Annotated in this window: 6 protein-coding genes; all 6 read right to left on the bottom strand. The window is 62.8% G+C overall.

Annotated features, from left to right (window positions below; all coding sequences use genetic code 11):
* Positions 1-164 precede the first annotated feature (164 nt).
* Complete coding sequence (locus IM816_RS13250) at positions 165-2,309, bottom strand: peptidase domain-containing ABC transporter (RefSeq protein ID WP_250338436.1); 2,145 nt, start codon at positions 2,307-2,309, stop codon at positions 165-167.
* Entirely contained in the window at positions 2,306-3,577 is a 1,272-nt protein-coding gene (locus IM816_RS13245; RefSeq protein WP_250338435.1) for an HlyD family secretion protein, read from the bottom strand. The genes IM816_RS13250 and IM816_RS13245 overlap by 4 nt, the downstream gene beginning before the upstream one ends.
* Before the next feature lie 165 nt (positions 3,578-3,742).
* Complete coding sequence (locus IM816_RS13240; protein WP_250338434.1) at positions 3,743-3,964, bottom strand: hypothetical protein; 222 nt, start codon at positions 3,962-3,964, stop codon at positions 3,743-3,745.
* A 250-nt stretch (positions 3,965-4,214) separates the two neighbouring features.
* Positions 4,215-7,964, bottom strand: coding sequence for a translocation/assembly module TamB domain-containing protein (locus IM816_RS13235; RefSeq protein ID WP_250338433.1), 3,750 nt, complete (start codon positions 7,962-7,964; stop codon positions 4,215-4,217).
* An 11-nt stretch (positions 7,965-7,975) separates the two neighbouring features.
* Positions 7,976-9,742, bottom strand: a complete 1,767-nt coding sequence (locus tag IM816_RS13230; RefSeq protein WP_250338432.1) for an autotransporter assembly complex protein TamA — start codon at positions 9,740-9,742, stop codon at positions 7,976-7,978.
* Between the two features lie 139 nt (positions 9,743-9,881).
* Complete coding sequence (locus IM816_RS13225) at positions 9,882-12,482, bottom strand: glycosyltransferase (RefSeq protein ID WP_425602579.1); 2,601 nt, start codon at positions 12,480-12,482, stop codon at positions 9,882-9,884.
* Positions 12,483-12,653: the final 171 nt, after the last annotated feature.

Genomic DNA, 12,653 nt, shown 5'->3' with positions numbered 1-12,653 from the left:
CACTCCGTGACCCAATTTGGATTAATTTTCGATTGCTTCGACATGGCTTATTTTTCCAATCATTGCTCGTGTGACTAATCAGTCAGTAAGGATCTCGACTCGTCGAAAGTAGAATCATTCCACTTTTACGCAAGTCGCGGCCAGGGATCGCGTTACCTTTTTGATCAAGCAACGATTGCGGGGGATATCTCAGTAAACCGACCGTCTACCAGCGCGACAACACGATCCGCCGCGCGAACCGTTTCTGGGCGATGCGCAACGGTGATGCGCGTCATCTTCAACTCTTTCAGTTGGATCGCGACTTCGCTTTCTGTGATCAGGTCGAGATGGCTTGTGGCCTCGTCCAGCACCAATACCGATGGCTTTCGGTAAAGGGCGCGGGCCAGGACGATGCGTTGTTTCTGTCCGCCCGATAGCCCGGAGCCCATGTCCCCGACGAGGGTGCGGTAACCCATAGGCATCGCGCAGATATCGTCGTGTATCTTGGCAAGAGATGCTGCGGCGTAGATGTCTTCCATGTTTGCCGAGGCGTCGAAGAAACAGATGTTGTCGGCGATCGTCCCAGAAAAGAGATGATCGTCCTGCAGGACGATGCCGGTGCGGTCTCGGAACGACGATTTGCCAAGATGGGCGAGATCGATGTCACCGATGCGCACGCTCCCCTCGCAAGGATCGATGAGGCCGAGCAACAGACGGAGCGCGGTGGTTTTCCCCGCGCCCGATGCTCCTACGATGGCGATGCATTCGCCCGGCTCGATGGATAGGGAAGCATGTCGGAGGATCCAGGGTGAGTTACTCGAGTACCGGTAACTGACGTCGTCGAATCGTAGGGATGGCGCATGCTCCGGCCCCTGATAAGACCCGTGCATGTGCGGTTCTTCCGGTGCCAGGACGACATCCGCAACACGCTCGCCCTGTATCTTGAGCAACCGTAGCTGGATGATGTAGTCGATGAGGGCGTTCGATCGATGGGAAAACTGGTCGGCGTATGCCGAGAATGCCATGAGCATGCCGGCGGTCATCTGACCTCGCATCGCGAGGGACGCGCCTACCCAGAGAACGATCACCCGTTGGACACCCGCGAGGATGCTGCCGACTGCCTCGAAGAGAATGCCAAGCTTGTCGCTTCGAAACTGGTGTGCCTGGACGGACGCCGTCTTATTGGCATGCAGCGCAGACCTGATCGCGGTCTTGTTGTTCAGGCGAATGGTGCGAATGCCACGAATGCACTCGACGAGATCGGTTCGTTGCGCGGCCGCCGCCTCGATCTGATCGATGCCAACCTCGCGGAGAGGCCTGTATATCGAGAGTCGCAGGATCGTGTAGGCCAGTGTGCCGCAGACCACGACGCCAGCGAGCATCGGACTGTAGACGAGGAGCAATGCGAGCGTGGCGACACCCACCATACCGTCCATCAGCGCACCCACGAGCTGGTTGGTGACGGCTTGCTGGATAGAATGAACGGCATCGAGCCGGGACACGACGTCGCCCACGTGCCGACGTTCGAAGTAGTTCTGCTGGAGACGAAGCAGGCGATCGAACAGCACACCCGTCCAGCGCATGCCTCCGTGAGCGCGAAGCCAGGCCACGGACCAACTCCGGCAGGCGGAAACCGCCGACGAAATGAGCGTAAGGAGAACGAAGCTGATTCCCACGAGGGTCAGCAGGTCATAGTCGCCGTTGGCGAGCACCTGATCCACAACGGTCTGCACGAGTTGTGGCATGAGTAGGGCGAGCACTTCCAGTGCCAGCGAGAACCCGAGAATGGACCACAGCGACGACGCGTAGCCATTCAACATGCGAAGCATCGATGCCAGAGGAATGTCCGGCTTCTTGCGCGCACTGATGAAGTGGTCGGCAGGCACGGCTTCCATGGCAATGCCGGTAAAGAGTCGCGACACTTCGGCTAGGGGAACGCTCCTGCGACCGGCAGCGGGATCGTGAACGATCGCATGCTTGCCGGATACCTTGATGAGTACGACGAAGTGATCCATCCGCCAATGGAGGAGGCATGGGGTCTGAAGCTGCCCTAGCTCTGCCAAATCCAGACGCAATGGCCGGCAACGTAACCCGCGTTCCCCCGCGACGTCCATGAGATCGTTAAGGCTGGCGCCGCGTGACGAAACGTCCGAATGCTTGCGCAGGTCGCGTAGCGACACGTGCTGACCGTGGTGGCCGAGGATCATGGCGATGCAGGCCAGCCCGCATTCGTTCTGCTCGGACTGCCTGATGATGGGTGTTCGCTTGCCAAATCCCAGCCGCTTTGCAAGCCCCCAGGTGTTGGATGGCGACTCGTTCACGGCATTCATGGCGTCGACGCCTGGCTGTCCATGCGCTTGTTCATCGCTATCAGCGGTTCGAACATCCATTCGATGAGCGTTCGGCGGTCAAGTAGAAGATCCGCGGTTACTTCCATGCCTGTCATGAGAGGTTCCTCCTTGCCGTAAACGCTAACGGTCTGATGCGGCAGGTCGACGTCGACGCGATAGGCCGCTCCCGTCGAACCGAGGTCTCGCGAGGCGGATATCGCGTTCGCCTCGATCGCCGATCCGGGAACTCTCGAAACGTGCCCGTGATGCAGTCCGAATTTTTCGTAGGGGAAGGGCTGATAACGAATGGCGACGGGTGTTCCGCGCTTAATGAAGCCAATGGCGCGGCTGTCGACGAGAACTCTCGCCACGAGATCGGACTCACTCGGAATGAAAGTGATCAAGGTCTCTGAGGGAGATGCGCCGCTTCCTTCGGCGATGAAGATATTGGTTACTTCGCCGTCGGTTGGCGCATTGACCAGCAGGGAGCGCTGGGTCTCCGTCTGCAGGATGGCCTGCTCCACGTTTGACAATCGGTCATTGACCAGCCCGAGTTTTTCCGTGAGCTCGTCGGAAAGACGTTTTAGGCGGGACGCCAGGCTGGCCTCCGCTTGTCGAGCGTCTTCGTATTGTGCCGATATCGATTCGAGTTCGGATTCGGCCTGCAAACGCTCGGATTCCCTTTCCTTGTATTGGAGCGACGACACATACCCCTTGGCCAGTAGCGGTGACATCCTGTCCAGAAGATCTTGTTTGATCGCGATCTTCCGAACCTGCAGGTCGCGCTGGGTCGCCATTCGTGCGGACCTCGATCGCGCTGTGTGGAGTTCATCGGTCAAGGTGCGTTCCTGTTCCTTGAAGGACCTTTCCACACTGGATGCTTCTATGCGGAGGCGACGTCGGTCATCGAGCAGTCGGTTGAGTTTCGCCGCAACCTCGTCACCATGTCGTTCTGTTGTCTGATCTGCGGCCAGCGTGAGGAGCGTAGCTCCCGCCTTGACCTTGGTGCCGGGGGATACGTGGATCTTCACGACCTTGCCCGGCATGGGGGCGCGAAGGTGTATCACTCCGTTTCGTGGCTCCAGGACGCCCTTGACCGCAACACGCCGCGTATAGGAGCCGATACATAGCCACACGACGAGAGCAATAGTGACGCCGACGGCCAATCTCGCCGCAATCCTTTGCACCTTCGGGGGGCTCATTGGCACACCAAAATCCAAGGATTTCAGGTTGACAATGGCTTCCTGCCTGTAGAGATTGGCCGCCATGGCGTTCCGTCGCAAGTTGCTTTTAGTTCGTTGTGAGCAGGCCAAACATTCTGGCTAGAGAAATACAAACGAGAAGTCCGAGAATTAGGTTTCTCGCCAGGTTATGTTTGACAAGGATGCCGATGATGCTTCCCGTAATAACGAGTGTGGACCAAGGATCCATGTTCAGGGGGCGAAGAACGAGGAGCAGGCCATCTGTCCCACGGCACTTCCCACACCAAAGCCAGCGCTAAAGCCGATCCCGGCCCCAAATCCGAAAGTCCCCGAGCCGCCGATGACAGCGCCCGCGCCACCGAAGAGCAGCGAAGTAGCCCCGATACAGAACTCGACACGATTCATCTGGCCGCCGCTCACGCAGGCAAGTTCTTCATGGGTCAGATCGCGCATGGTTGTTTCCTCCTTGATTGCACGTGTTGTGCGGAGGTGTCATTTCACCAGCTCGTCAGTGCAGACACCCGCGGGCGGCGCCATCTTCGCGTGTAGGAATATGTCTCGCCGCCGGTAGGCGTTACTAAGTGGGCCTGCATTTGGCGAGTTCGCGCAATCAGCACGAACTTGCTCGGCTCTTGTGAGAGCGGTACTTAAATTCAATCGTCGCAGAATCGACGTCCACGCTGATCCCGAGACGCTGGCTTGACTACCGCTCCAACCGATAGTTCAAGCTCGCGCGGCTGAAATCCGTCGCGTTCTGCGCCTCGAAGTTCCAGCGGCGGCTGAACAGGTAGCGCAGGGTGATGACCTGGCCGGGATCGAAGAGGCCGACGCCGTAGCTCAGATAGAGTCGCGGCGAGAGGTACTTGCCCACGGTGAATGCGGAGGTTCCGCCCAGGGCATCGTTGTTGCTGACGCCGATGTCGTCGATGCCGATCTTGGAGCCCACGCTCTTGGCGAGCAGATCGCCCGCGGCGGAGCCGAGTGCCTGGGCCGCGGCGCCTACCATGTTGCCTTCGCCACCCTTGACCTGTGACAGGGGCTTGCCCGTCACGAGGTAGGAGAGGGCGTCGGACTGTTCCATCACGGGGTTGGAGAACACCGTGAGGATCGGGCGACGTGCGGTGCCCGATACGTAGAGACCGACCTTCTGGCCTTCGTCGATGGTGGCGTTGGGATTGAGCGTGCGTGCGGCGCGGATGTTCAGACCCGGATTGTCGATGGGCGTGGTGGCGAACAGCAGCTGGCCTTGTTCGATGCGCAGGTCCTGGCCGTAGGCCTTGTAGGTACCGTCGACGCCGATCTGGCCCTGTCCGGTCGTGGCGCGACCTGGGCGTTCGCGCACGTCGAGCTGCCCGGTGATGCGACCGTCGATGCCGAAGCCGACGAGATGCACCTTCTGTCCGAGATCGACGCGGATATCGGCGCTGATGGGGGCGGATTCTTCCGCGGCTTCGCGTTGCGCGTCGTCGACCACCACGATATCCGGCGACGCCTTGGTGGCACCTGCACCGGGTAGGCGTTCGACGTTCACGTCGGCCATGTCGATGTTGACCTTGCCGCTGACGTTCATGCCCTTGGCATCCTGCACGATGGTCACGTTCGGCGACACGACCGCTTTCGCGGCAGGGATGTCCACGGCGGTGAATTTGGAGCCTTCGATGCCGAGTCGCATCTGTGCGCCCGCGCCGAGCGCGGCGTTGCCCTTGATGGACAGGCTGCCCTCGCCGGAGCGCACGGTACCGTCCACGAGATAGTTCTTGGCGTCGGTTGTATCGATGGCAAGCCGCCCGTCCTTCAACTTGAGGCCCGCACTGGGCACCTCCGCGGCGAATCCGTCCACGACGGCACGTCCCGTGATGGCGGGCGAGGCGACGGTGCCGCCCAGATTGAACTGCGCGTCCAGCGCGCCTTTCACGTCCGCGAGTTCGGTAGTGAAGAGTTCGATGACCGAAAGGTTCTTCAGTCGCAGCGATACGTTTCCGCCGAGCGCCTGTTGCGCGCCGCGGACGGTGACGTCGCCGTCCAGGCTGCCGCCGTCGTTCAGTGCGGCGCGCAGGATCACGCGCTGGTTGTCGGGTGCGAGTTGCGCATTTGCCGTGAGGTTGTCATAGACGACGAGCGGTCGATCCGTGCGATCCGCATACGCCACCGAACCGTGGGCCGAGGTGATCGTGGCCTGACCGGACAGCGCGCCGGCCGCCGTGCGGCGCACATTGCCATCGCCTTCGATGATGCCGTCCGCGCGCATCGGGCTGTTCGACGCTTCGGCTGCGGTCATCAGCAACGCCAGCGGTACGCGGCGCAGGCGGTAGCTCGCGTCGAGGTTGCCGCCCTTGTCTTGCTTCGCTGCCACGCAGAGCAGCGGCTCACCTGCGGTAAGGCAGAGGTCGCTCATGCTCGCGGCGCCCTGGTTCCAGGCGAGCTGGCTCGGGCCCTGCAGGCGCCACGGGGGCAGGCCCTGGTAGTCGATGTTCAGCGCGGACAGCGTGCCGTTCCACGCGTCGTTCTTCATGGCGCCGGTAAGGCGCAGGTCGGCCGAAAGCTGGCGTCCCTTGGCGGAGACGCTTAGCTGGTGACGTTCCTGATTGCCGTCGGCGGCGATGGCAACGCGGTCGAACACCAGTCCGCCACTTACCACACCCGTGCCGGCGACATCGAGCTTGCCACCGGGCGCACTGATGTCCGGAATGTCGGCATCCACCGTGAGCGCGTCGACTTTCTGGTCGGCGTAGACGATGGCATTGCCGCGGAGGTTGGCCTTGACGGCGAGCTTGGGTGGGATGCCCTTGGCCGAGATGTCGCCGTTGACGCGGCCACCCGCGTCGGGAAGCCAATCGCCGAGCGAGGCGATGGCAAGTTTCAGCGTCGCGTCGTTGGAGGTCTCGCCGCGCGCGTCGAGACGAATGGTGCTGCCACCGGAAGCGAGGTCGAGCTGTCCGTTGACGACCGTATGCGGCTTGAGTGTCAGCTTGCCGTTGCCGCGCAGCGGGCGCTTGCGAAGGGTGCCGTCCAGCTTGCGCAGGTCGAACGTACCAATCGGCTCATCCTGTACGATCTGTCCTTCAGTGTTGAGGTCGAGGTCGAGTGCGCCCGGCCACTCCGCGAACAGCTGGCCAGGATCGAAGCGCTCGCCGGTCACGTCGAGATTCCATGCCAGGGCGGGCTGCAGCGTGAGCGTGCCGCGGGCTCCCAGTTGACCCTTCGGTTGTTTCAACTGCACGTTGTGCAAGGTGACGAGTCGGGGCGTGCCGTCGACATCGAGCGTGAACGTACCGACCTGGCCGGGCGGTCCGATATCGACGTCGCCAGCAGCGTGATAGGCCTCTGCGCTGCCCTTGAAGGTAAGACGGCCCGTGCTCGCGAGATCCTGTCCCGCGACGTTGGCCGGCACGAGGACGTCCGTCCAGTGCAGGGCAAGATCGGCGGACACCGGTTGTGCCGCGACGTCTACTGTTCCCTTCGCGGTCAACGATCCCCGTACCTGCGGCGAACCCACGGTCAATTCGTCTAGCGTGAGGCGTTTGTACGCGTGATCGAACTCGCCCTTGATGGGTGCCAGACGCACGCGGTAGTCGTTGAGGTCCACGTCGCCGGTGAGGTTGGCACCATAGCGGTCGCCGGAACCTTGCAAGGCAAGCCCGAGCGACGTGAGCGAGCTGTCACCCAGCAGCGGCTTCGGATCGAAACGCGGCGCGTCGATCTTCGCGTCCCACGGGAAATCGCCGCTTTGCACGAGATTGGCGTCTACCTGCGCCACGAAAGGCAGGGTGAGGTTCACGAGGGTATGCGCCTTCGCGCCGTCGCTATGCGCCTCGATCGTGCCCGCGTAATCAATGTCACCCAGCTTCCAGCGGAAGCCTGCCTTGCCGTCGCCCTTGTATCCGTTGCCGATGGCGAGCGTACCGCCGAGATCGACGTGTCCGTCGTCCGAGCGCAAGGCCAGCGATCGCAACGCGATGCCTTCGCTCGTCCACGAGCCGGCGAGGTCCAGCGAGTTCGACGAGAACAGCGTCTGACCCTGCTGCGTGACCTGGACGCGTCCGATCTTCACCCGGTCGAGAACGATGTCCAGCGGCGGCTTCAGCGAGAAGGGCTGCGCGGGGCTGTCCAGTTCGGTGGAGGTGGGGCCGAGTTCCACGGCAATGCCATCTGCCGACAGATCGTAGACATGCGCGCGGCGGCGCAGGAGCGAGCCGAGCGAGCTGTCGAGATGCGCCTTTGCGACGCGTACGTCCATGCCGCTGCCATCGCGGTAACGCACGCCAGCGAGATCGAGGGGTCCGGCGAGACGGCCGTGCGCCTCCTGCACGGTCAGTGCGCCGTTGGTGAACGCCTGCGCGCGCGCGAGCGCGAAGCGCAGGCCCGACGCAGTCCCTACGAGCCACCACACGCCCAGCGCAACGACAACCAGCAGCACACCAAGACCCATGCCGACGCGGATCAACCATTTCATGCCGGTGCTCCTCACAGGTCGGGCCCGATGACGACGTGCAGATGGATGCCGTGTTCGTTCTTGTCGCCGACCGGTACCGCGACGTCGAAGCGGATCATGCCCACGGGGGACAGCCAGCGCACACCCAGGCCCGCGCCGACGCGAGGGCTGTAATCGGTGCCGGTGAAGGCGTTACCGGCGTCGACGAACGCGGCCATGCCCCAGTTCCGAGTGAAGTAGTGTTCGACCTCGGTGCTGCCGACCAGCAAGCCTTCGCCGCCGATCACGCGCCCATAGACATTGCGCGGACCAATGCTCTCGTAGTCGTAACCACGCACCGAACGGTCGCCACCGGCGAAGAAACGCAGTTGTGGCGGCAACGCGCTGAAATTGCTGGTCCAGATCTTGCCGGCACTGCCGCGCAGGATGAGGCGGTTGTTACCCCAGAACGAGCGGATCCATTTCACGTCGCCGATGAGCTGCGAGAAGCTCGCGTCCGAGAGCAGAGGACCCGCGGTGCTGCGGCCGGTGACCGTGATGGACCAACCACTGCGGACGAAGGTGGGATTGTCGCCCTTCTTGCGGCTCAGGCTCACCTCGGGGTAGAGCAGCGTGCTGCGGCCGCGCTCGAGACCTTCGGCGTTGTCGCCCTCGCCACCGCGCTTGCCGACAGTGAATGTGCCGGAGAGCGCATTGATGCCGATGGTCCGCTGCCAGCCGTGCCAGAGGCGCGTTTCGTTCGCGACCAGTTGCAGGGTGCGCGACTTCGAGGTCACCGTGTCCGCGTCGCGGAAATTGGCGCCGAAGTTGAAGCTGCGCTGGTTGGGGCCGGGCATCGGAATCTGGTACAGCGTTGACAGCGTCTTCAGGCGCTGTGCGAGCACCAGCTCGTTCTTCCACTTGTGTCCGCGATCGTTGATCCAGCGCTTTTCGATACCGCCACGCAGGCCGGCCCCGGTATCGGTGCCGAAGAACGGGCCGCCGGTGTAGATCGTGCGCTTGGCCGGGGCCAGTTCCACGTTGATGTCGATCGTGCCGTCCTTGGCGTCGTCGGTATCGGGTATGACGTTGACGACGGCGAAGTAGTCGGCGCCGTTCAGGGCCTGCTGCAGTTCGAGCAACTGGGACTGATTAAAATAGTCGCCGCTCTTGAACGGCACGTAGCGATCCAGAAAACCGTCGCGAAACTGCGAGTTCTTGAAATGGATCTGCCCGTAGCGATAGCGCGGTCCGGCGTCCCAGGTCAGCTTGACGGCCGCGCTGTGCTCGGCGCGATTCACTTCCACCGTGTGCACGGTGAGCTTGGCGTCGAGAAAGCCGGTGGCGGTCAGCGCGCCGCTGACGGCGTCGCGCGCGCCGTCGTAGGCACCGTCATTGAGCTGCTGGTCCTTCAGGCCGGTGACGCCACGCAGCGCGCGACGCACGGCCGGAACCTTTCCCGCGACGTCGTCGATGTTCACCTGGACGGCGGTGACCTTCACCGGCGTGCCGGGCACCACGTGCAGCGTGACATCCCAGTTCGTACCCACCTGCTTGAGGTCGCCGGTGGCCGTCGCTTCGTAATAGCCGTAGGGCCGTAATGCCGCCTGCACCTCGTCGGGTGCCTTTTCGTAGAGACGACGGACCTGCGCGGCGGTGACGTCGCGCTGCGCGTATTGGCTCAGCTCCACGTTCGCCCGCACGGCGTTCGTCAGGTTTTCGTCGACGCCGTCGACATGAAGCACGATCCCCGCGTGGGAGATCGATGGAAGCAGGAACCACGGCAGAAGCAGCAGTCCATGGCGTCTGGTTAGGCGCATGAGCGTCCCGTTCCGGTCGTGATTCGAAGGCCGCGCGGTGCGACCGCCAGCGAGAGGCGTCCATCGCCTCCCGACGTCAGATCAACCGTAAGTTACCGCGCGTAGCGCGGCAGGTCGATACACGAATGTGAACGAACGCTCAGCCTGCCTCGTCACCCGCGCGATGAGCGATCCACGCGCCCACCAGTGCAGACACGTACGGTATGGACTGTGCAGCGAGGATGAACATCCACAGTTCGCTTTCGACGTAGTTCGTGCCGTAGTGCAAGGCCATGCCGATCACCGCCAGGAGCAGGGCGATCGCCATGAGACCTTCCTCACGTACCGGCGCGAAAGCGGCAAAGCTGCTGCCACCCATGCGGCGACTCTTGGCCGTGACGACGAAAGCGGTCTTCTCGCGAGTGAGGCCGTGAAGAATGCCGCGCGCAATGGCGTGCGAGAGGCCCATGCTGGCGACGGAGGCCATGAGCGTGTCGTACCAACCGCATGGGACCCGCGCCCGATAGAGCACGATGCCGAATATCGCCTTGGCAAAGAAGAAGCCGATGACGGGGATCAGGAACAACTGCATCGGCAGGTTGAAGTATTCCGGCGCGTAGATCATGCCGGCAGTCCAAAGCAGGCCCATCATCGTGAAGACGAAGTGCAGCGCGTCGGCGAACCAACTGAACCAGCCGGTGAGGAAGTGGAAGCGCTGGCCGGCCGAAAGCGGGCCCTTGCGCGTCATCCAGCTCCAGCGGCCCTTGAGAATCTGCATGGCGCCGAAGGCCCAGCGATAGCGCTGGCTCTTGTATGCCTTGAAGTCCGCAGGCGTGAGGCCCTTGCCCATCAACTCGTCGACGTAGACGAGCTCGTAGCCGGCGTGCATGAGGCGCAGACCAAGCTCCGCGTCTTCGCAGATGGTCCACTCCGACCAGCCGCCCGTGCCTTCCAACGCGGAACGCCGGACCATCGTCATGGTGCCGTGCTGGATGATGGCGTTGCGCTCGTTGCGATGGTGCATGCCGATACGGAAGAAGCCGTCGTATTCCCATGCCGTCATGCGGCGGAAGCGGTTCTTTTCGAAATCGCGGTGGGCCTGCGGGCACTGCACCACGGCCACCTTGGCGTCGTGGAAATAGCCGGTGAGCGTCGAGAGCCAGTCCGCGCGCACCACGTAGTCGGCGTCGATCACCGCCACCACTTCCGCGCGTTCGTCAGTGGCGGTGAGGCCGAAGTTCAGTGCACCGGCCTTGTAGCCCGGCCAGGGTTCGAGATGGAAGAAGCGGAACTTCGGACCCAGTTGCTTGCAGTATTCCTCCACCGGCTTCCATACCGCTGGGTCCTTGGTGTTGTTGTCCAGGACCAGGACTTCGAAGTTCTCGTAGTCCAGCGCGGCCAGCGAGTCCAGCGTGATCTGGACCATTTCCGGCGGCTCGTTGTGGCAGGCGAGGTGGATGGACACGAACGGCTGCTTCTCCACCGGATCGGCCGGAAGCATGCCGGCGTGGCGCACCCAGCCGCGTCGCCAGAGCACTTCGGTGAATTCGAAGCCATTGATGAGCAGGATGCCGAGAATGGCGATCTGCGCCGGGAACAGCAGGATCAGCATCGCCCAGTCGAACGGGCTCAGGTAGAAATTGAACGGTAGCGTCGCCGACCAGACGATCAGGCCACAGGCAAGCTGGATCAGCGCCATGAAAAACAGGCGGCCGGCGAGCTTGAAGCGGTTGAAACGGATGCCGAACCAAAGCATCGGGAAGAACGCGAGCAGGGAGGCGGCGAAGGCCTTCCACGGCCAGCCCACGTCCTCGGTCACCGGGCCCGTGAAGGGGAACTTCAACTGGCGGTCCGCGTTGAACATGCCCCAGTAGGCGCCAGTGCGGCCCTCGCCCAGGTTTTCCTTCCACGGCTGATCGATGGCTTCGAGGACGTAATAGTCGTCGATGCCGTTGGCCTTGGCCTGGTTGAAGAACGTGCGCAGGAAGATCGCTTCGTTGGAGACGCTGGGATAGGCGTACTTGTAGCGGTCGCCGTTGGACGGCCAGCCGATTTCGCCGATGGTGATGTGCTTGCCGGGGAATTCGGCGCGCAGCGCCTTGTAGCTCTCGACCGAATCGTTGACGCCCGCCTTCGCCTCGATGCCGTTCCAGTAGGGGAACAGGTGGACCGTGATGAAATCCACGTGGTCGGCGAGTTCGGGATTCTGCACCCAGACGTGGAACGGCTCGGCCACCGAGACCGGCTGCTGCACGGCGGCGCGCACGCGGTCGAGGTAGGACATGACCTGCTCGGGCTTCAGGTCGCCGCGGAACAGCACCTCGTTACCCACGATCACGCGACTGATGGTCTTCGGATAGCGGTGGGCCTGGGCGATCAGCGCCTCGATCTCGCGCTCGTTGTTCTCGAGGCGGGTATCGATCTGCGCGCCGGCCATGACGTCCAGGCCTTCCTTGTCCGCCAGGCGCACGACCTGGGGGTTTTCCAGCATGGAGTAGGTGCGGATGCGCGGCGAGTAGCGCTTGATGAGGCGCAGGTCGCTGTCGATTTCGGGGTCGGTCGAAACGTCGCCCTTCATCGGATTCTGGTAGCGCTGGTAGGCCGTGAAGGCGAAACCCGGTATCGGGCCGTGCCAGTCGTCCGGTCCGTTGGGCAGGTTGGCTACCAGCCAGAGGCCCACATTCAGGGCCGCCACGAGGATCGCGAGGATCAGCGCGGCAAGGATCGGATGGCTTCGTTCGGTCGTCGTGGCAGCGCTCAAAACAATCCCCGGACCGGTCGGCCCCCGAATGACATCAATGAGGTAACCGGGGGAGCTTAACGAACGGGGCGTGACGGCTCAACGCGCAGCGGGCTGTCCGGTCAGGCTGAACTCAGCGTCGGTCTGACCGAAGGGTGGCGTGCGCCCCAGGGAAACGGGGCGCACGCGCGT

The sequence above is a fragment of the Luteibacter flocculans genome (genome assembly GCF_023612255.1).
In the GTDB taxonomy this organism is placed as follows: Bacteria; Pseudomonadota; Gammaproteobacteria; order Xanthomonadales; family Rhodanobacteraceae; genus Luteibacter; species Luteibacter flocculans.
This window is presented reverse-complemented; position numbering and strand designations above follow the sequence as displayed.

Coding starts and splice junctions, on each gene's coding strand:
- IM816_RS13235 (WP_250338433.1), bottom strand. CDS start 7,964: ATGAAATGGTTGATCCGCGTCGGCATGGGTCTTGGTGTGCTGCTGGTT.
- IM816_RS13230 (WP_250338432.1), bottom strand. CDS start 9,742: ATGCGCCTAACCAGACGCCATGGACTGCTGCTTCTGCCGTGGTTCCTG.
- IM816_RS13245 (WP_250338435.1), bottom strand. CDS start 3,577: ATGGCGGCCAATCTCTACAGGCAGGAAGCCATTGTCAACCTGAAATCC.
- IM816_RS13240 (WP_250338434.1), bottom strand. CDS start 3,964: ATGCGCGATCTGACCCATGAAGAACTTGCCTGCGTGAGCGGCGGCCAG.
- IM816_RS13250 (WP_250338436.1), bottom strand. CDS start 2,309: ATGAATGCCGTGAACGAGTCGCCATCCAACACCTGGGGGCTTGCAAAG.